Source organism: Dickeya dadantii NCPPB 898 (genome assembly GCF_000406145.1).
Taxonomy (GTDB): Bacteria; Pseudomonadota; Gammaproteobacteria; order Enterobacterales; family Enterobacteriaceae; genus Dickeya; species Dickeya dadantii.
In genome coordinates, this window is sequence record NZ_CM001976.1 from 4,404,212 (window position 1) to 4,425,074 (window position 20,863).

At 57.8% G+C, this 20,863-nt stretch carries 16 protein-coding genes; 4 read left to right on the forward strand and 12 right to left on the reverse strand.

The annotated features are described in order from the left end of the window. Positions 1–276 precede the first annotated feature (276 nt). The 5 genes from glgP to glgB form a co-directional block, all read right to left on the reverse strand. A complete protein-coding gene (gene glgP / locus DDA898_RS19805; RefSeq protein ID WP_038912118.1) occupies positions 277–2,724 on the reverse strand; it encodes a glycogen phosphorylase in 2,448 nt (815 codons plus the stop codon). A 22-nt stretch (positions 2,725–2,746) separates the two neighbouring features. After that, positions 2,747–4,180, reverse strand: coding sequence for a glycogen synthase GlgA (gene glgA, locus DDA898_RS19810; protein WP_038912120.1), 1,434 nt, complete (start codon positions 4,178–4,180; stop codon positions 2,747–2,749). 76 nt (positions 4,181–4,256) lie between these two features. Next, positions 4,257–5,543, reverse strand: a complete 1,287-nt coding sequence (glgC, locus tag DDA898_RS19815; protein ID WP_013319793.1) for a glucose-1-phosphate adenylyltransferase — start codon at positions 5,541–5,543, stop codon at positions 4,257–4,259. A 13-nt stretch (positions 5,544–5,556) separates the two neighbouring features. Beyond that, positions 5,557–7,527, reverse strand: coding sequence for a glycogen debranching protein GlgX (glgX, locus tag DDA898_RS19820; RefSeq protein WP_038912121.1), 1,971 nt, complete (start codon positions 7,525–7,527; stop codon positions 5,557–5,559). Next, positions 7,527–9,710: a 1,4-alpha-glucan branching protein GlgB gene (gene glgB / locus DDA898_RS19825; RefSeq protein ID WP_013319795.1), complete on the reverse strand. Its 2,184-nt coding sequence runs from the start codon at positions 9,708–9,710 to the stop codon at positions 7,527–7,529. The genes glgX and glgB overlap by 1 nt, the downstream gene beginning before the upstream one ends. A gap of 378 nt (positions 9,711–10,088) precedes the next feature. Between glgB and DDA898_RS19830 the strand changes: the two genes are divergently transcribed. Beyond that, positions 10,089–11,774: a LytS/YhcK type 5TM receptor domain-containing protein gene (locus tag DDA898_RS19830; RefSeq protein WP_038912122.1), complete on the forward strand. Its 1,686-nt coding sequence runs from the start codon at positions 10,089–10,091 to the stop codon at positions 11,772–11,774. Positions 11,775–12,003: 229 nt separating this feature from the next. On the opposite strand, the gene cspE is transcribed toward DDA898_RS19830, so the two are convergent. The 3 genes from cspE to asd form a co-directional block, all read right to left on the reverse strand. Further along, complete coding sequence (gene cspE / locus DDA898_RS19835; protein ID WP_013319797.1) at positions 12,004–12,216, reverse strand: transcription antiterminator/RNA stability regulator CspE; 213 nt, start codon at positions 12,214–12,216, stop codon at positions 12,004–12,006. 380 nt (positions 12,217–12,596) lie between these two features. Continuing rightward, entirely contained in the window at positions 12,597–13,034 is a 438-nt protein-coding gene (nikR, locus tag DDA898_RS19840) for a nickel-responsive transcriptional regulator NikR (protein ID WP_038912669.1), read from the reverse strand. A gap of 207 nt (positions 13,035–13,241) precedes the next feature. Continuing rightward, positions 13,242–14,342 (reverse strand): aspartate-semialdehyde dehydrogenase, encoded by a 1,101-nt coding sequence (gene asd / locus DDA898_RS19845; RefSeq protein WP_038902288.1) that lies wholly within the window; start codon positions 14,340–14,342, stop codon positions 13,242–13,244. Positions 14,343–14,540: 198 nt separating this feature from the next. Here asd and DDA898_RS19850 point away from each other — a divergent pair, with 198 nt between their 5' ends. Further along, a complete protein-coding gene (locus DDA898_RS19850; protein WP_013319800.1) occupies positions 14,541–15,134 on the forward strand; it encodes a YhgN family NAAT transporter in 594 nt (197 codons plus the stop codon). Positions 15,135–15,209: 75 nt separating this feature from the next. On the opposite strand, the gene gntT is transcribed toward DDA898_RS19850, so the two are convergent. Beyond that, entirely contained in the window at positions 15,210–16,526 is a 1,317-nt protein-coding gene (gene gntT, locus DDA898_RS19855) for a gluconate transporter (RefSeq protein WP_038912124.1), read from the reverse strand. 248 nt (positions 16,527–16,774) lie between these two features. Between gntT and DDA898_RS19860 the strand changes: the two genes are divergently transcribed. Beyond that, entirely contained in the window at positions 16,775–17,293 is a 519-nt protein-coding gene (locus tag DDA898_RS19860; RefSeq protein WP_038912125.1) for a gluconokinase, read from the forward strand. A gap of 10 nt (positions 17,294–17,303) precedes the next feature. On the opposite strand, the gene gntR is transcribed toward DDA898_RS19860, so the two are convergent. After that, positions 17,304–18,302, reverse strand: a complete 999-nt coding sequence (gntR, locus tag DDA898_RS19865; protein WP_071604575.1) for a gluconate operon transcriptional repressor GntR — start codon at positions 18,300–18,302, stop codon at positions 17,304–17,306. Positions 18,303–18,959: 657 nt separating this feature from the next. On the opposite strand from gntR, the gene DDA898_RS19870 reads away from it, so the two are divergent. Beyond that, a complete protein-coding gene (locus DDA898_RS19870; RefSeq protein WP_038912126.1) occupies positions 18,960–19,775 on the forward strand; it encodes a hypothetical protein in 816 nt (271 codons plus the stop codon). Positions 19,776–19,895: 120 nt separating this feature from the next. On the opposite strand, the gene DDA898_RS19875 is transcribed toward DDA898_RS19870, so the two are convergent. Next, positions 19,896–20,594: a pirin family protein gene (locus tag DDA898_RS19875; protein WP_038912128.1), complete on the reverse strand. Its 699-nt coding sequence runs from the start codon at positions 20,592–20,594 to the stop codon at positions 19,896–19,898. Between the two features lie 77 nt (positions 20,595–20,671). Next, on the reverse strand, positions 20,672–20,863 hold a 192-nt coding region (locus tag DDA898_RS23760; protein ID WP_236616687.1), incomplete at its 5' end, for a hypothetical protein.

A 20,863-nucleotide genomic window follows, 5' to 3' on the forward strand; every position in this document is an offset into this window, starting at 1 on the left:
TCAAACGCCGCCTCTCCTTGACCACTGGCTGAAGGCTAAACTGCGCCGCTGCCGCGGTCCCTTCGGCGTTCGCCTTCGTTATTCGGGCCGCCCGTGACGCGTTCCAGACGCGGCACGGGCTTTCGCCGCGTCCATGCGGCTCACCCGACGAAGTCGCCCACCTCAGCGCAGTTTTGACGCCAGAAAGCCCTGTCGTGTTGAACCGATTAGCCCCCGGTCTGATGGCCCTGTAAGGGAAGCATTTCACGATATTCCCCCATTACACAGTCAGCTCAACTACAACCGTATCGGCTTGATATGCCAGATATCGTCGGCGTATTCCTGAATGGTGCGATCGGCGGAGAAATAACCCATGTTGGCGATGTTGTGCAAAGTACGGCGCGTCCATTCGTCCTCGTCGCGGTACACGTCGTCCACCTTGTCATGGCTATCCACATAACTGCGGTAATCCGCCAGCAACTGGTAGTGATCGCCAAAGTTGACCAGCGAGTCGAACAGATCGGCATAACGGCGCGGATCGTCCGGGCTGAACACGCCGGTGGCGATCTGCGTCAACACCCGATGCAACTCCTCGTCCTGATTGTAAAATTCACGCGGGTTGTAACCGTTGCGCCGCAGCTCTTCCACCTGCTCCGTGGTGTTGCCGAAAATGAAGATATTCTCTTCCCCCACCCGTTCGCGCATTTCGACGTTGGCGCCGTCCAGCGTGCCGATGGTCAGCGCGCCGTTCAGGGCAAACTTCATGTTGCTGGTACCGGAAGCCTCGGTGCCCGCCAGCGAAATCTGTTCCGACAGGTCGGCCGCCGGAATGATGATTTGCGCCAGGCTGACGCCGTAGTTGGGGATGAAAACGATCTTCAGTTTGTCTTTCACCTCCGGATCGTTGTTCACCACGCTGGCCACATCGTTGATCAGGTGAATGATGTGCTTGGCCATGTAGTAAGCGGATGCCGCCTTGCCGGCAAAGATGGCGACGCGCGGCACGCGATCCAGCTCCGGGTCATCCTTGATACGGTTATAAAGCGTAATCAGGTGCAGCACGTTGAGCAGTTGGCGTTTGTACTCGTGGATACGCTTGATCTGTACATCAAACAGCGCGTTGGGGTCGACCACAATGTCCAGATGCTGCGCGATGTAGATAGCCAGCCGCTTTTTGTTTTCCTGTTTAGCCTTGCGCACTTTCTGCAGGAAGACCGGAAAATCAATGTGCGGCTTCAGATCCGCCAGTTGGCTCAGATCGGTACGCCAGGTTTTGCCGATGGTGTCATCCAGCACTTTCGACAGCGACGGGTTCGCCAGCGCCAGCCAACGCCGCGGCGTCACGCCGTTGGTTTTGTTGCAGAAACGGTCCGGGTAAATGCGGGCGAAATCAGCAAACAGCGACTGTACCATCAGGTCGGTATGCAACTGGGACACCCCGTTCACCCGATGACTGCAGATCACCGCCAGCCACGCCATGCGCACTTTGCGCCCGTGATCTTCATCAATGATGGATACCCGTTTGAGCAGGTCGTGCTCATTGGGAAAACGCTCCTGCACCTCTTCCAGGAAGCGATCGTTGATTTCGAAGATCAGTTGCAGATGGCGCGGTAGAATTTTGCCCATCATGTCAACCGGCCAGGTTTCCAGCGCCTCACCCATCAGGGTGTGGTTGGTGTAGGAGAACACCTTGGTGACCACTCCCCAGGCGGCGTCCCACTTGAACTTATGCTCGTCGATCAACAGGCGCATCAGTTCCGGAATCGCCAGCACCGGGTGGGTATCGTTGAGGTGGATAGCGAATTTTTCCGCCAGATTGGCGTAGGTTTTGTGCATCATCCAATGGCGGCTGAGGATATCCTGCACCGTAGCGGACACCAGAAAGTATTCCTGACGCAAACGCAGCTCACGGCCGGAATAGGTGGAGTCATCGGGATACAGCACGCGCGACACGTTCTCGGAGTGGTTTTTGTCTTCCACCGCCGCGAAATAGTCGCCCTGATTAAATTTACCGAGGTTGATTTCGTTACTGGCCTGCGCCGCCCACAGCCGCAGGGTGTTGGTGGCATCGGTATCAAAGCCGGGGATGATTTGATCGTAGGCGCAGGCAATGATCTCCTCGGTTTCCAGCCAGCGGGTTTTACTGCCTTCCTGCTGAATACGGCCGCCAAAACGCACTTTGTAGCGGGTGCTGTGGCGGACGAATTCCCACGGATTACCGTATTCCAGCCAGTAATCCGGCGACTCCGCCTGCCTGCCGTCGACGATGTTCTGCCGGAACATCCCGTACTCGTAACGGATGCCATAACCGCGCCCCGGTAGCGCCATGGTGGCGAGCGAGTCGAGGAAGCAGGCCGCCAGCCGTCCAAGGCCGCCGTTGCCCAACGCCGGGTCGTCCTCTTCTTCCAGCAGTTCGTTCAGATCGAGGCCCATCGCTTCCAGCGCGTCCCTCAGATCGTCAAACATGCCCATCGCCAGCAGCGCGTTGGACAGCGTGCGTCCCAGCAAGAATTCCATCGACAGGTAGTAAACCTGCCGGACATCCTGCGATAACTGCGCGCGGTTAGAGCGCAGCCAGCGCTCGACCATGCGATCCCGCACGGCCAGCACCGCGGCATTCAACCAGTCATGTTTACTGGCGATGCTGGGATCCTTGCCGACGGTAAACATCAGCTTGTAAGCGATGGAGTGTTTCAGCGCGTCTACGCTAAGCGTAGGTGAGTTGTAGATAAATGGAGAGTTCATATGTCATTCCCACTGATGCGTACTACCACAGACGTTGATAAAGCGCACGATAGGCCTGGGCAGCAACCTGCCAACTAAAATCCATTGCCATTGCCTGACGCTGTACATAACGCCAGAGCGAAGGGCGCGACCACAACACAAAGACCCGACGAATCGCCCGAGACAGCGACGCTGTATTGCAATCGCTGAACACAAAACCGCTCGCCAGGCCATCAGCCAGATTTTCCAGCGAGCAATCTGCCACTGTATCCGCCAGCCCGCCGGTGCGCCTGACCAGCGGTAACGTGCCGTATTTCAGGCCGTACAGCTGGGTCAAACCGCAGGGTTCGAACCGACTAGGAACCATAATCACATCCGCGCCGCCAATAATGCGGTGCGAGAACGCTTCGTGATAACCGATCTGCACGCCGACGCGGCCGTGATACTCCGCCGCCGCCGCCAGAAAGCCTTCCTGCAGGGTGGCGTCGCCAGCTCCCAGCACCACCAGTTGCCCGCCCTGCTCCAGCAAATCCGGCACCGCCTGCAACGCGATATCCAGCCCCTTCTGGCTGGTAAGACGGCTGACGATGGCGAACACCGGCACCCGGTCATCCACCTTCAGCCCCATCGCCGTTTGCAGATGCCGTTTGTTATCCGCCTTGCGCGCCAGCTCATCGCGGCTGTAGGTAGCGGTCAGCAGCGAATCGTGCGCCGGGTTCCAGATATCGTCATCCACGCCGTTGAGGATGCCGGACAGACGACCGGCGTCTTCCCGCGACTTCAGCAACCCCTCCAGGCCGTAGCCGTATTCAGGCTGGGTGATCTCATGCGCATAAGTCGGGCTGACGGTGGTGATGTGATCCGCATAGTACAGCCCGGCCTTGAGGTACGAGATCTGGCCGTAGAACTCCAACCCGTACATGCTGAAGTACTCCGGCGGCAACCGCAGCTCCGATATGTGACGGGCATCAAATAATCCCTGATAAGCCAGATTATGGACGGTAAATACCGATTTTGCCGGTCGGCCTTTCGCCGCCAGGTAAGCGCAGGCCAACCCGGCGTGCCAATCGTGAGCGTGCACGATGTCCGGCCGCCAGAACGGATCGACGCCGCTGGCCATTTCCGCCCCCATCCAGCCCAGCAGAGCGAAGCGCAAAAAATTATCCGAATAAGCAAACAATGAGGTGTCGTGATACGGGCTGCCCGCCCGTTCATACAGGTGAGGGACATCGATCAGATAGATGCCCACGCCGTTGTAATGACCATAACGCAGCGTGACGCGACCGCCAAACGTATCCAGTTCCCGCACCACTTGCGCATCCGGGATGCCTTTTTTCAGGTCGGGGAACGCCGGCAGCAGCACCCGCACATCCATTCCCGCGGCGATCTGCGCGCCGGGCAATGCCCCCACCACATCCGCCAGTCCCCCGGTTTTCAGCAGGGGGAACAGCTCTGAACACACATGTAATACCCGCATCTTGTCTCCCGTTCAGCCGCCTCGCCTCAGGCGCGGCGACATCAATCCCCCGGCCGCTCTCGACCGGGCATCGCGGCTAAGGTTTGAGTTTGGCCAGCATGGCGCGCGTCACCAGCACGATGCCTTCTTCGGAACGATAAAAGCGGCGGCTATCGTCCTCGGCGTTCTCGCCGATCACCATGCCTTCCGGAATCTCGCAGGCGCGATCGACAATGCAGCGATGCAGACGGCATGAGCGCCCTACGTTGACATCCGGCAACAGTACCGACGAATCGATGCTGCAAAAGGAGTTGATGCGCACCCGCGGGAACAGCACCGAGTGCGTCACCACCGAGCCGGAGACAATGCTCCCGCCGGATACCAGCGAGTTCATGGTCAGCCCGTGGCTGCCGGAGCGGTCCTGCACGAATTTGGCGGGCGGTAACGCCGCCATCGCCGAACGAATCGGCCAGTTATGGTCGTACATGTCCAGCTCCGGCATCACCGACGCCAGGTCGAGATTGGCGCGCCAGTAAGCCTCCAGCGTTCCCACATCCCGCCAGTAAGGCGGCGCGTTGTCCGAAGAGGTGACACAGGAGAGCGTAAAGGGGTGCGCCCAGGCATGCCCCTGCGCCACGATTTTCGGGATCAGATCTTTGCCGAAATCGTGGCTGGAGTCCGAAGTGCACACGTCTTCTTCCAGCCGCCGATAGAGATAGTCGGCGTTGAACACGTAGATCCCCATGCTGGCCAGCGCCATGTCCGGGTTATCCGGCATCGGCGTCGGCTTGGCCGGTTTTTCATCGAAACTGATAATCCGGTTGTCTTTATCCACGCTCATCACGCCAAACGCGTGCGCTTCCTTGATGGGAACCGGGATACAGGCCACCGAGCACTCGGCGCCGTTCTCCACGTGGTCCAGCAACATGCGGGAATAATCCATCTTGTAGATGTGGTCGCCGGCCAGAATCACCACGTACTCCGCCCGATAGCGCCGGATAATATCCAGGTTGTGGCACACGGCGTCGGCGGTGCCGCGATACCAGTGATCGTTTTCATCGTGCCGTTGCTGCGCCGGCAGTAAATCGACGAATTCGTTCATTTCGGTATTCAGGAACGACCAGCCGCGCTGGATGTGCTGTACCAGCGTGTGCGACTGATACTGGGTGATGACGCCAATCCGCCGGATGCCGGAGTTCAGGCAGTTGGAAAGGGCAAAATCGATAATCCGGTACTTACCGCCAAAATGTACGGCCGGCTTGGCGCGGTATGCGGTCAAATCTTTCAGTCGGGTGCCACGCCCGCCCGCCAGAATCAGCGCGACGGACTTCAGGGGCAATTGTCTGGCCAGCATCAGAGGATCGTGTTTGTCAGTACTCACCATGTCAGGCTCCTTATTATTGTTTTACCAGTACGCACACCGCATTCGCCTGCCCGCGCCAGGTCTGACCGTCGAGTAGATGGTCAGCCGCGCTAAACGGCGGCGCGACCCGCCATTCCCCTTCCGGCAGGGAGAAATCACTGACCTGCGGCGTGGCATTAACCAACAGTAGCCAGCGTTCGGAGAGTTGGATTTGCAACTGGTGTGCTCCCTGTTCCCATTCGTGCGGCGTTAATGCTTCTCCCTGCGCATTCAGCCACCGCACATCGTCCTCGTCGTCGCGCCACCAGCGTCCCCGCTGCAACGCGGGGATAGACCGGCGCAAGCGGATCAGCCCGGAAGTAAACGCAAGCAACGCGTCATCCGCCTGATCCCAGTGCAGCCAGGCCAGCGCGTTGTCCTGACAGTAGGCGTTGTTGTTGCCCTGCTGGCTGTTGCCGAATTCATCGCCCGCCAGCAGCATCGGCGTTCCCTGCGACAGCAGCAGCGTGGTCAGCAGCGCCTGCTGACTGACGCGCCGCCGCGCCTGCGTCGCCTCATCCGCCTCCAGCCCTTCGGTGCCGTGATTAAAACTAAAGTTGCTGTTGGTGCCGTCCCGGTTCTGCTCCCCGTTGGCGTCGTTGTGCTTGTGGTTGAAACACACCAAATCGCGCAGGGTAAAACCGTCATGAGAGGTCAACATATTGACCGACGCCCAGGGCTGCCGGCTGCCGCGCTCAAACACCTCGCTGGAGGCGGCGAAACGGCGGGCCAGCACCCCGATGGGTAAATCGCCATGCAGCCAGAAACGGCGCATGTCGTCGCGGAAACGGTCGTTCCACTCCGCGAACGGCGCCGGAAATTGCCCCAGTTGGTAACCGCCGGGGCCGATGTCCCAGGGTTCGGCAATCAGTTTGCAGTCGCGCAGCGACCGGTGGTTGCGCAGGGCGGTAAAGAACGGGGCGGAAGAGGAGAAATCCGGCAGGCGCCCCAGAATCGTCGCCAGATCAAAACGGAAACCATCCACATGGCAGACTTCGTGCCAGAACGTCAGGCACTCGATCACCCAATGCAGCACCGCCGGGTGCTCAAGCCGCAACACGTTGCCGCACCCCGCCCAGTTGTGATAATCGCCGCTCTCCGTCAGCCAGTAGTAACTGGCGTTATCGATACCGCGCAGCGTCAGGGTCGGGCCATCCACATCCAGCTCCGCGCTGTGGTTGAAAACCACATCCAGAATCACCTCGATGCCGGCCTGATGCAGCGCCCGCACCGTGTCGCGGAACTCGTTGAGCGGGTCGTCGCTCGCCGCCAGGCTGCTGTCTACCGCGAACGGCAGCAGCGTGTTGTAGCCCCAGTAATTGCGCAGCCCCATTGATTGCAAGCGCGGCTCGTCGGCATGCTGCTGGACAGGCATCAGCTCCAGCGCGGTCACGCCCAGTTGCGTCAGATAATCCAGCATCACCGGGTGAGCCAGCGCGGCATAGGTGCCGCGTATCGCCGCCGGAATGCCCGGATGTCGGCGGGTCAATCCGCGCACGTGGGCTTCGTACAGCACCGTCTGGCTCCAGGGGGTGCGCGGCAGCCGGTCATCCTGCCAGTCGTAATGTTCGTCCACCACCACGCTGCGCGGCATTACCTCGGCGCTGTCGGACGGGTCGGGCTGGTGGTAGCCGCCGTGCAGCCGTTCGTCATCCACCACCCAGCCGTCCATCTGCCGGGCGCAAGGGTCAAGCAACAGCTTATTGGCGTTGAAACGCTGCCCGCGCGACGGGTCGAACACACCATCGACGCGATAGCCGTAACACAAACCCGGCTGCGCATCCGGCAGGTAGCCGTGCCAGATATCGCCGGTACGGGCCGTCAGCGGCAAACGCTGCTCGCGCAGGCCGTCGAAAATGCACAATTCCACCCGCGACGCCCCGGATGAGAACAAGGCGAAGTTCACGCCTTCGCCATCGAAATGAGAGCCTAACGGTCGCGGGCGCCCCGCCAACAGTTCACCCATCACGCCTCCTTCACCAGATACAGGGTGGCGAGCGGCGGCAATGTCAGTACCAACGACTGCGGCCGGGAATGGCTGCCCACCGTTTCGCTATACACCAGCCCCTTATTGCCCAGGTTGCCGCCGTGGTAATGCCAGGAATCGGTATTGAGCACCTCGCGCCAGGCCCCCGGCTGATTGATGCCGACGCGATAACTGTCGCGCGGCACCGGCGTAAAGTTGCTGATAATCAGCATTTCGTTGCCGTCGGCATCGCGCCGGATAAAGGCGAACACCGAGTTTTCCCGATCGTCCACCACCACCCACTCAAAGCCCTGATGCAGGTAGTCGCACTGATAGAGCGGCGGGTGCTGGCGATAGCAGTGGTTGAGATCGCGCACCAGTTGCTGCACCCCGGCATGCCAGCCCTCCGGCTCGTCCAGCAGGTGCCAGTCCAGACTGGTGTCGTGGTTCCACTCCCGCCCCTGTGCGAATTCGCCGCCCATGAACAGCAGCTTCTTGCCGGGGTAGGCCCACATGAAGCCGTAATAGGCGCGCAGGTTGGCGAACTTCTGCCAGACGTCGCCGGGCATCCGATCCAGCAGCGAGCGTTTGCCGTGCACCACCTCGTCATGCGACAGCGGCAGCACAAAGTTTTCGCTATAGGCGTACAGCATGCCGAAGGTCAGCAGGTCGTGGTGGTATTTGCGGTGCACCGGGTCCAGTTGCATGTAGGCCAGCGAGTCATGCATCCAACCCATGTTCCATTTGTAGTGGAAACCCAGCCCGCCATGCTCCGGCGGCAGCGTCACCCCGGCGTAATCGGTGGACTCTTCGGCGATGGTGACCGCGCCGGCGTGGTGCTGCCCCAGCATCTGATTGGTGTAACGCAGGAAGCCGATCGCCTCCAGATTCTCCTTGCCGCCGAAGTAGTTCGGCACCCATTCCCCATCGCGGCGGCTGTAATCGCGGTAAATCATCGATGCTACCGCGTCTACCCGCAGCCCATCGACGCCAAACCGCTCAGTCCAGTACAGTGCGTTACCCGCCAGATAGTTACGGACTTCGTGACGGTCAAAGTTATAAATCAGCGTGTTCCAGTCCTGATGGTAGCCCTCTTTCGGATCGGCGTATTCGTACAGCGCGGTGCCGTCGAAACGCGCCAGCCCATAGCTATCCGCCGGGAAATGGCCGGAAACCCAGTCCAGCAGCACATTGATGCCCGCCTCGTGAAAAGCCGACACCAGATAGCGGAAGTCGTCCGGCGAACCGAAACGGCGGGTCGGCGCGTATAACCCCAGCGGCTGATAGCCCCAACTGCCGTCAAACGGGTGTTCGTGCACCGGCATCAGCTCAACATGGGTAAACCCCATCTCTTTCACGTACGGCACCAGTTGGTCCGCCAGTTCGCGGTAACTGAGCCAGAAATTATTGTCGGTGTGACGCCGCCATGACCCCAGGTGCACCTCATAAATGGAAATCGGCGACTGCAGATCGTTGGCATGCTGCCGCGCTTCATCCACCGGCAGCGCGGGCGGCAGACGGCTGACCACCGACGCGGTGTCCGGCCGCATCTGGGATTCGAAGGCATACGGGTCGGACTTCACCAGCACGTTGCCGTAACAGTCGATGATTTCGAATTTGTACAATTGGCCCGGCCCGACGCCCGGCACGAACAGTTCCCATACGCCGTTTTCGCGCCGCCGCCGCATCGGATGGCGGCGGCCGTCCCAAAAATTGAAATCGCCCACCACCGACACCCGCTGAGCATTCGGCGCCCAGACGGCAAAACAGGTGCCGACGACGCCATCCAGCGTGGACGGATGCGCCCCCAGCGTTTCAAACGGCCGCAAATGGCGCCCTTCCGCCAGCAGCCAGATATCCAGCTCCTGCAGCAGGGTGCCAAAACGATAAGGGTCATCAATGACCTGCGTATCCTGCGGCCAGGTCACCGCCAGACGATAGCTGAACGGCTTTTTGCGACGGGGAATCGCCGAGGCGAAAAAACCGCGTGGGTCCCGACATTGCAGGTTCGCCACTTTACGTCCGCTGTGTGCGTCCACGACCCAGACATCGCTAGCATCGGGAAGCAGGGCACGTACTTCCAGCCCCGATGCCGTGTCATGCATACCCAGTACGGCAAAAGGATCGGCGTAATGGCCGGAAAAAAGGAGATTAATAATGTTCTGATCGGAAAACCCTGACATGGCATCCATCCTCTGAATTAACCATCTGAATAAGTTAAACATGTTAAAGAGACAGAACATTTCTTCGGCATTCTTATTGATGTGGAAATGCCCTGCGTCAATAACAGAAAAGGAACCAGCCTGACCCCATAAAAGAGAACTAATCTGAAGGAAAATACCTCGTGGCAACCAGTGAGGCTGCGAAGCATTATTCAGATGAGCCTAAGATTCAGCTTAGTAAAGAAAAGAGAAAACATTTGAGATTATGGATAAATTTTTGCGGTCGGGACTTATAAGAAAAAATAATTAATCATAGTGTTAGCGAATGTTGATCCTGTCCGGAGATTGTTCGACCGCGACGGGTAAAATCGGAAGCATCAACAGGGAGGTGTACTGCTTATGATAAGCCAAATCGATCTGATTCTGTCATTGCTACAACAAACATGCGTCTATCTGGTCATTGCCTATCTGTTGAGCAAAACTCCGCTGTTTATTCCGCTGACGCAGGTCACCATCCGCCTGCCGCATAAACTGATCTGCTACCTGACCTTCTCGATGTTCTGCATCCTCGGCACCTATTTCGGCCTGCATATCGACGACTCCATCGCCAATACCCGCGCCATCGGCGCGCTGCTGGGCGGCGTGCTGGGCGGGCCGTCGGTGGGTGTTCTGGTCGGGCTGACCGGCGGTCTGCATCGCTACTCCCTCGGCGGCATGACCGCGCTGGCCTGCATGGTTTCCACCATTGCGGAAGGGCTGGCCGGCGGCCTGCTGCACCGCTACCTGACCCGTCGCCATCGCATCGACCTGTTGTTCCAGCCGCTGGTCATCGCCGCCGCCACCCTGCTGGTGGAAGTGTTGCAGATGAGCATCATCCTGCTGTTGTCGCGGCCGTTTGGCGACGCGCTGGCGCTGGTCAAAAGCATCGCGCTGCCGATGATAATCACCAACAGCGTGGGCGCGGCGATGTTCATGCGTATCCTGCTGGACCGCCGGGCGATGTTCGAGAAATACACCTCGGCGTTTTCCGCCCGCGCATTGCAGATTGCCGCTCGCGCCGAAGGGGCGCTGCGGGAAGGGTTTAATTCGAGAACCAGTATGCGGGTGGCGCGCATCCTGTATGAAGAGCTGGGCGTCGGCGCGGTCGCCATTACCGATCGGGAAAAACTGCTGGCGTTCATCGGCACCGGTGACGATCACCACACGGCCGGTTCGCTGATCACCTCTCCGTTCACCCATCAGGCCATCGACCACAATCAGGTGGTGTACGCCGACGGCAACGAAGCGCCTTTCGATTGTTCCATCTCGCCGCACTGTAAACTCGGCTCCACGCTGGTGATTCCGCTGCGCGGCGAAGAACAGCGGGTGATCGGCACCATCAAGTTGTATGAACCGAAAAACAAGCTGTTCTCCAGCATCAACCGGACGCTGGGGGAAGGCATCGGCCACTTGCTGTCGGCCCAGATTTTCGCCGGCCGCTTCGAGCAACAAAAACAATTGCTGGCGCAGTCTGAAATCAAGTTACTGCACGCGCAGGTCAACCCGCATTTCCTGTTCAACGCCCTCAATACCTTGTCGGCGATTATCCGCCGCAATCCGGATCAGGCGCGCCAGTTGGTGCTGTCGCTGTCCACCTTCTTTCGCAAAAATCTCAAGCGCAGCAGCGACGAGGTGGCTCTCAGCGATGAACTGGAGCATGTCGACGCCTACCTTGAAATCGAGAAGGCGCGCTTCGCCAACCTGCTGACGGTGGACATCGCCATTCCGCCCTCGCTCAGAGCCGCCAGGCTACCGGCTTTCTCCCTGCAACCGCTGGTGGAAAACGCCATCAAGCACGGCATTTCTCAAATGCTGGACAACGGCTACCTGCGCATTGACGCCCGCACCCACGCCAACATGCTGGAACTGACGGTGGAGGACAACGCCGGGGCCTATCACCCGTGCAACGGCGGCGACGGGCTGGGTATGAATCTGGTAGACCGGCGCATCAAGGCGCGTTACGGCCATCACTACGGCATCACCGTCATCAGCGAACCGGAACGCTTTACCCGCGTACGGGTGCGGGTGCCGCTACGGGTGGGGTAAACGCGTAAAGGGACGGGGGACGGCGGCTATAGCGTAGCGTTTGGGCGAGCCCCATGAAATGGCAGCCAACGCACCTGCAACGTGAAGTATGGCGGGTATAGCGACAATAAAAAACGGCTTCCCTTGTGGGGAAGCCGTTTTTTATTTCAGGCAAACCTGGGTATTACATCAACTTCACTGCTCCGGCTAACGCCATCTTCGCTATCGGAAGTGATGATTACCCGGGAAATTACAGCCCTACTACGTTTTCAGCGGAAGGACCTTTCGGACCGTTGCCGATAACGAATTCAACTTTCTGACCTTCGTACAGAGTCTTGAAGCTATCGCTCTGAATGGCAGAGAAATGAACAAACACGTCTTTGCTGCCGTCAGCCGGAGTGATGAAACCAAAACCTTTAGTTTCGTTAAACCATTTTACTGAACCAGTCATTTTATTAGACATTATATTACCTCGTAATTTTTTCCAGCCCGTTAGAGGGCGATATAGGTATGCATCGCAGGAAATACTTATGAGCAAGAAAAAAAGAGATTCAGGGGAAGTGATATCGAGGATAACGCTTGGACTGAGGACTGCTTTAGTAAAATGCTTTGCATAAATAGGTCTGACTCACAAACCGTGGCACTATTAACGCATTCATCCGGAATGAATGCAAGCGTTATGTATTATCGCGAGATGTAAATATTTTATATTCATTATAATTCATAAAGTTAATGAGTTAGGCCGGGGTTATTTTTTCGACATTACCGGCTTCCAGGCCGAAACCACGGCACAGAATGCAGGACAACGCCACGCCACAACCTGCTCTCCCACCGGAGCGCTGATTATTTGTGGTTTACCGGTTCCGTCCCATTAGCGGCATTCTCCATCGGGATCAGGTTCAACCGGCCGTGGCGCACGCCGGTCTGGGCGATAACCGACGTGGCAAATTGTTCTACGCGCTCGGTCGGCCCGCGCAGAATCACGGTTTCCACGCATTCGTCATGGCTGAGATGGGTATGCATGGTCGACACCGTCAGGTGATGATGCTCATGCTGCATACCGGCCAGCCGGCTCGACAACTGACGTTCGTGGTGGTCGTACACATAGCTCAGCACCGCCACGCATTCTGCGTTTTTATCCTGCGCCACCGTCATTTCGCCCAGCTCGCGCCGTAACATGTCACGAAACGCTTCCGACCGGTTGGCATAGCCTTTGCGCAGCATCAGCGCGTCCAGCGCCTCGGCCAGCGGGTCATCCAGAGAAATCGTCAGTCGTTGCATGTCGGCCTCACAAAAAAGCGAAAAGAATCCCGGCGCGGCGGCGCGCAGGTCGCCCATTATGCCGGGGTTAGTCACGATGATCGTGATTCAGCGCAATATGGCGCACAAATCCCCGAGCGGGCACATCGGAACGCATGACCTAAAAGGTGACGGAAGAAAAAGTAAAACGCGCCCGGAGGGGCGCGTTACTTTCAAGGGAAACGCCGATTACAACAGGATACGCAGCATACGGCGCAGCGGTTCGGCGGCGCCCCACAGCAGTTGGTCACCGACGGTGAAGGCGGACAGGTACTGCGGGCCCATGTTCAGTTTGCGCAGACGACCCACCGGGGTGGACAGCGTACCGGTTACGGCAGCCGGGGTCAGTTCGCGCATGGTGATCTCGCGGTCGTTCGGCACCACTTTCACCCAGTCATTGTGGGTTGCCAGCATCTGCTCGATTTCCGGAATCGACACATCTTTCTTCAGCTTAAGGGTGAAAGCCTGACTATGGCAGCGCAGCGCGCCGATGCGTACGCACAGACCGTCCACCGGAATGGTGCTGGCGGTATTCAGAATCTTGTTGGTTTCCGCCTGACCTTTCCACTCTTCGCGGCTCTGGCCGTTTTCCAGCTGTTTGTCGATCCACGGAATCAGGCTGCCAGCCAGCGGCACGCCGAAGTTTTCCACATCCAGACCGCCACGCGACAGCGCCGTCACTTTGCGTTCGATATCCAGAATGGCGGAAGCCGGGTCGCGCAGTTCAGCCGCCACTTCGGCGTTCAACTGGCCCATCTGCACCAGCAGCTCGCGCATGTTGCGCGCGCCCGCGCCGGATGCCGCCTGATAGGTGGCGACAGACGCCCACTCCACCAGATCGTTGGCGAACAGGCCGCCCAGCGACATCAGCATCAGGCTGACGGTACAGTTGCCGCCGACGAAGGTTTTGATGCCGTTGTCCAGACCGGACTTGATCACGCCGTGGTTGACCGGGTCCAGGATGATAATCGCGTCATCTTTCATTCGCAGAGAAGATGCTGCGTCGATCCAGTACCCTTGCCAGCCACTTTCACGCAGCTTTGGATAGATTTCGTTGGTATAATCGCCGCCCTGACAGGTGATGATGATATCCAGCGCGCGCAGCGCGTCCAGATTGTAGGCATCCTGCAGGACACCCTGCTGGCCGCCCAGCGCCGGCGCCGGTTGGCCGTGCTGAGAGGTAGAGAAGAATACCGGGCGGATTAAATCAAAATCGCGTTCTTCCACCATGCGCTGCATGAGTACCGAACCGACCATTCCGCGCCAGCCAATAAAACCAACATTTTTCATGGTAACCGTCCTGCCTGGGGGTGACAAAAAGCAATCCGACTGCCGTTTCAGGCAGGGAGCATAGTTTTAAGTGATGTCTGTCAACCTTACAAAATGTATCAGAAGTCGCAAGTGAATTTATTCGATGACTCGGGCGTTTTCAGCAACACGCCTAATGCGTCCGGCGAAGATTGGGGATGAGAGGAGCTTACCGCCACCATGACTGAAATGATCTCGGCAACCGTACTGTTGCTGTTAATTATGGATCCGCTCGGCAATCTGCCGGTGTTTATGTCCGTGCTGAAACACCTGGATCCCAAACGGCGACGCGTGGTGCTGATTAGGGAAATGATCATCGCGCTGGGGGTGATGCTGGTGTTCCTGTTCGCCGGCGAGAAGATTCTGGCGGTACTGAACCTGCGCACGGAAACCGTCTCCATTTCCGGCGGAATCGTACTGTTTTTGATCGCCATCCGCATGATTTTCCCGACGCAGGAAGGCTTTACCAGCGGCTTGCCCGCCGGCGACGAGCCGTTTCTGGTGCCGCTGGCTATCCCGATGGTGGCCGGGCCGTCGATTCTGGCCGCACTGATGCTGCTCTCGCACCAGTATCCGAATCAGATGCCGCACCTGACGCTGGCGCTGTTCATCGCCTGGGGTATCACGGTGGTCGTACTGCTGCTGTCGAACCTGTTCCTGCGCCTGCTGGGCGACAAGGGCGTCAACGCGCTGGAACGGCTGATGGGGTTGGTGCTGGTCATGCTCTCCACCCAGATGTTCCTGGACGGCATTCGGGCCTACCTGAAACTGTAACCGCAAAGTAGACGCTCTCAGTCTCCCTGCCTAAGCGGAGACTGAGAGAAGACCGTTACATTCCGCCAGCCATCATCACACCACGTAGCTCAGCAGCAGGGTGCCGGCCAGACCGCACACCGCGATAATGGTTTCCAGCGCCGACCACGACTTCAGCGTTTCTGGAATGCTCAGGTTGAAATACTCCTTGAACAGCCAGAAACCGGGGTCGTTGACGTGGGAGAAAATCACGCTGCCGGAACCGACCGCGATCACCATCAATTCCGGGCTGACGCCGCTGGTGGCAATAATCGGCGCCACAATCCCGCCCGCGGTCAGCGCGGCCACGGTGGCAGACCCTAATGCCAGGCGCAGCACGGCGGCGATAAGCCAACCCAGCAGCAGCGGCGACACGCTACTACCGTGCATCATCCCGGCGATGTACTTGTCTACGCCGCTGTCGACCAGCACCTGTTTAAACGCGCCGCCGCCGCCGAGGATCAGCAACATCATGGCGATGATTTTAATCGAGTCGGTAATGGTGCCCATCACCTCATCCATGCTGCGGCCACGGTTCAGGCCGAAGGTGAAAATAGCGATCAGCACCGCAATCAGGGTCGCCATCACCGGGTCGCCGAAGAACTCGGCATACGGCAACAAGGCATGTCCCTTCGGTAATATCATTTCCGCTACGGCGCGCAACGCCATCAGGATCACCGGCACCAGCGCGGTCATCACGCTGACAAAAAAGCTCGGCATTTCCTGCTCGCTGAACTGCTTCGGGTTATACAGCCCTTCCGGAATCGGTTTATCGATTTTCTTCAGGAAGCGGGCGTAAACCGGGCCCGCCAGAATCACCGTCGGGATCCCCAATAGCGTACCGTACAGCAGGGTTTTGCCCATGTCGGCGTGGAACAGCGACGCAATCGCCGTCGGCCCCGGATGCGGCGGCAGGAAGCCGTGAGTGACGGACAACGCCGCCGCCATCGGTACGCCGGCATACAGCAGCGGAATACGCGCCGACGCCACAATGCTGAACACCAGCGGCAACAGCAGCACAAAGCCCACTTCGTAGAACAGCGCGAAGCCGACGGTAAAACCGGTCAGCACAATCGCCCACTGAATATGCTTGCGACCGAAGCGATTAATCAGCGTGGTGGCGATACGCTGCGCACCGCCGCAGTCGGCCAGTAATTTCCCCAGCATGGCGCCAAAGCCCATGATCAAGGCCAGCGTGCCCAGCGTGCCGCCCACCCCGTTCTTGATGGACGTCATCACCTTCTGCACCGGCATTCCCTGCATGATGCCCACGGCCAGGGCAACCAGAATCAGTGCAATAAAGCCGTTCAGTTTAAAGCGGATCATCAGCACCAACAGCAGTGCGACACCCACAGCGACAATCACGAGTGGCATAACGATCTCCGGCAACCCCTGCCTGCGCGAGTCGGGCAACGACAGGGGGGATTTTCTTGTGTTTTGCGAATTCTCCCGGTGTTTCGGGCGTGCCTTCGCTACAGTAGAGTCAGGCGTTCGGGTAGCGCTTAACCCGTGTGATATACATCACAACGCACGATGTTACCGGTATCATGATACCGGTAACATGTTAAAGTCTGAAACCGGTACGAAGCATTTAATTTACAGTTTGGGATAGAGATCAAATTATGTCAGGACAAAGTATTATTCTGATGGGGGTTTCCGGCAGCGGGAAATCCAGCGTGGGCGCCCGGCTGGCACGGGAAATCAACGCCAAATTCATCGACGGCGACGATCTGCATCCCAGAGCCAATATCCAGAAAATGGCCAGCGGTCAGCCGCTCAACGACGACGACCGCGCCCCCTGGCTGGAGCGCCTGAACGACGCCGCCTACAGCCTGCTGCATAAAAATGAAACCGGCATTATCGTCTGTTCTGCGCTGAAAAAGCGCTACCGTGACCGGCTGCGCGAAGGCAACGACGGCATGGTGTTCCTGTATCTGAAAGGCAGTTTCGAGGTGATTCTGCAGCGTCATCAAGCGCGCGCCGGGCATTTTATGCCGACCGGACTGCTGCAAAGCCAGTTTGATGCACTGGAAGAACCGGATGAGACGGAAACCGATGTCATCACCGTCGATATCAACGGCCCGATGGATCAGGTCGTGGAGCGGTGCGCGGCGGCGTTACGCGCGCACCCGTCGCGCTGAAAGCACCGGCCTAGACGCTCTCTCCCACCTGCAGGGTAAAGCCGACGTCCACGCTGGCCGTCGGCAACGTTTCCCCATGCAAACGCGCCAGCAGTTGCGCGGCGCCGACTTCGCCAATGCGCTTACGCGGCGTCAGTACGCTGGTCAGCCGCGGCACCGTAGTCTGGCCGATATCGTGACCGTGGAAACCGGCGATGCCCATCTGTTCGGGAACGCGCAACCCTTGCCGCTGGCATTCGAACATGGCGCCGATAGCCAGGTCATCGTTGGTGCAGAACAGGCTGTCCACCTGCGGGTATTCCGCCTGCGCCCGGCGCAACAGTTCGCCGCCCAGCGTATAGGACGACGGGCTTTCGCTCATCACGCTGTAACTGGCAAGACCGGCTTCGGCCATCGCCTGGGCGTAGCCTTGCTGTTTCATTAGCGTTCGTTCGTCCTGACGCGCGCCAAGGTAGACCACATGGCGACGGCCGCGCGCGATCATGTAACGCGTCATCTGGCGCGCGGCATCCACGTTATCGAACCCTACCGCCATATCAAGACAGGGCGACACGGAATCCATCAACTCCACCACCGGGATCCCGGCCACGGCGATCATCTGGCGGGTACGGGCGGTGTGATTGCGCTCGGCGAGGATCAGTCCGTCAATGTTGTAGGCCAGCAATGACATCAAACGTCGCTCTTCCATTTCCGGCTGATAACCGTAATGCGCCAGCATGGTTTGATATCCCTGCGCTTCCGCCACTTTTTCGATGCCGCGCAACACCTCGGCGAATACCTGGTTGGTGAGCGACGGCAGCAGTACGCCGATGGCCCGGCTGGTGGAATTGGCGAGAATGTGCGGCGTTCGGTTGGGAATGTACCCTAGTTCATCCAGTACGGCGGCGATTTTTCCCCTCAGCGCCGCGGACACCTGCTCGGGGTTGCGCAAATAGCGGCTGACCGTCATTTTGGTCACCCCGACTCGGTCGGCGACATCCTGAAGAACCGGCCTTTTTTTCTTGATCATCCGTTGACATCCCCGTGGCTGAAAACACCGATTGTACTAAAGAAATGGTTAGCAGAATATGTACTTGAACACAGGTTATAAAATCGGACAGGGTACAGTCGCGCAAATAATACACGTTGACATTATTTATATTTTTATTGTTTGCTGATTATTAATTATAAATAACAACCAATAGGAATATATACCCTAAATAATTCGAGTTACAGGACAACAGGCTCGCGTGTTGAACAACATCACGCGTTGGCCCAGGGATGGGCCGAGTAATAAAGCCAACGCACCTGCAACGTGAAGTATGACGGCTATATCGCCAATAAATTGGATTTTTATATTAATAAGAAAATAGGCAATGAATAATTTTTATTATAAGTAGCTTCACATATTGATGTTACATTCTTATTCATGCAGTAAAGCAAGCGGGTGGAAATGGAAACAACCGTATTTTTATATCGGCCATTTGATGACATCGACCGCGATTATCATCACGGATATCGCCAGAATAACGATGATGGCCTCGACCCGGAACCGTTTTAATACCATCACCTCGCCCAGTTATGTGTTTATGGCTAAACCCGCCATGTCAGTCCTGTCGCATTTGGGCACATTTGCAGGCAAACGTTGTTGCACAGCACAAAATCATGACATTCAGGAGCAATTAGTATGACGACTATTCCAACATTTGGATCGTACACGGTGGCGGATCCAAACACAGAACAGAGCTGGCGAGTAACGCACAGCACGACGGAACAACCAGGCGATAATAATGGGGCTGTCGCGGACGACGTAAAAATTGACCGTCAGGATGTCAATATCAGCGCAGAAGCTCTCGGTAAATATCAGGCATATATTGAAGCGCGCAAAGCGGGTGATGCTACCTCTACTCAGTTGACTATCTCGGAAGGAACAGCGATTGACGTTCCTGATGCGCTCAGCGAAGAAGAGCTTGCCGAGTTGATGAAGCCGACTGATACCTGGACCGAGCGGATGAAAATAGTGGACCAGGAGACACTCAACCTGCGTTCGGTGTCTTCTCAAATTGAGTCGACTTATATGTCTTTCCTGGAACAGCTTGGCAAAGATAATCCGGATTTAAAGGGAGCGACTTTCGGTTTCAGCGTGAGTAAGTACAACAGGATCGTGGTCACCGGAGCAGAAGGGCTGAGCCAGGAGCAGATTCAGCGGCTGGAACGGGCGCTTAATTCATCCCGCGAGCTGGTGGATCAGGCGAATAAACTGGCCGATACCCAAATCGCGCTCTTCGAGGCTGAAAGTCCTAACGCCGTAATCGCCTTTAACCGGGACAACTACGCCCAAACCATCGATATCGGCGCAGAACTCCTGTCAAGAAATCGCGCTCGTTACGCCGCTCGGGACGGCTCAGCGAATGATGTTCATCAGAAGAACTGGGACAACAACTGGCGGCAGCAGCTGGCGCGTAAAGGCGTCCGAATTAGCAATGAGGGTGTAGAAGCATAAGCCTATCGGGAGCGCAACCAGCCTCAACCACTGGCAGTTTGGTAGCGAATTATACCTCCGCTGCACGGCGGCGAACCAGGGCGTTCCGGCACGGGAACGCCCCTCTAAACGCCGCCGCCGTCACTTGACCGGCGGTAAATCAAACAGCAGGATTTCACTGTCTTCGCTGGCACGCACGGTGATGGAATCCTCATCCCAGATAGCCAGCGCGTCGCTGGCGGTGGCCTGCTGACCGTTGATCTCAATGGTGCCGCGTACCACCTGAATCCACAGGTGACGACCCTGCTGGGTCTGGTAAACCGACTCTTCCTGCGATTTCAGCGCCCAGCGCCACAGCGTCATGTCCTGGAACACCTTCAGCGACCCGTCGCGAGCATCCGGCGACAATACCAGTTGACGGCCCTGCGGCGCGTCAAAACGGCGCTGTTCGTAACGCGGCGTCAGGCCGGTTTTTTCCGGGATCACCCAGATCTGATATAGGTGCAGCAGTTCGTCCTGACTGGCGTTGTACTCCGAGTGACGAATCCCGGTGCCGGCGCTCATGATCTGGAACTCGCCCGCCGGGATCTGCTCTTTGTTGCCCATGCTGTCCTGATGTTCCACCGTGCCTTGCAGCACATAGGTGAGAATTTCCATATCCCGGTGCGGGTGGGTTCCAAAACCCTGGCCGCCCTCGATACGGTCTTCATTGATCACCCGCAGCGCGGAGAAGCCCATGAAATCAGGGTCGTAATAATCGGCGAATGAAAAAGTATGCCAGCTGTCGAGCCAGCCGTGATTGGCATGACCACGATCTTGTGCTTTGCGTAGATAAATCATATTGCGCTCCTCGAATGTTTTTTTTCAGTCTAGCGGCCGGCCGGGAATAAGAAAGCCGAAAAAACTCACCGCTCTATTCAAAAAATTTCCGGGAGAAATTTTCGACGTCGCACCGCGACGGCCCGTAGGGTGGCGGCCAGGGATGGCACGCCACAAAAAATTTCCGGGAGAAATCTTTGACGTCGCACCGCGACAGCCCGCAGGGTGGCGGCCAGGGATGGCACGCCACAAAAAATTTCCGGGAGAAATTTTTGATGTCGCACCGCGAC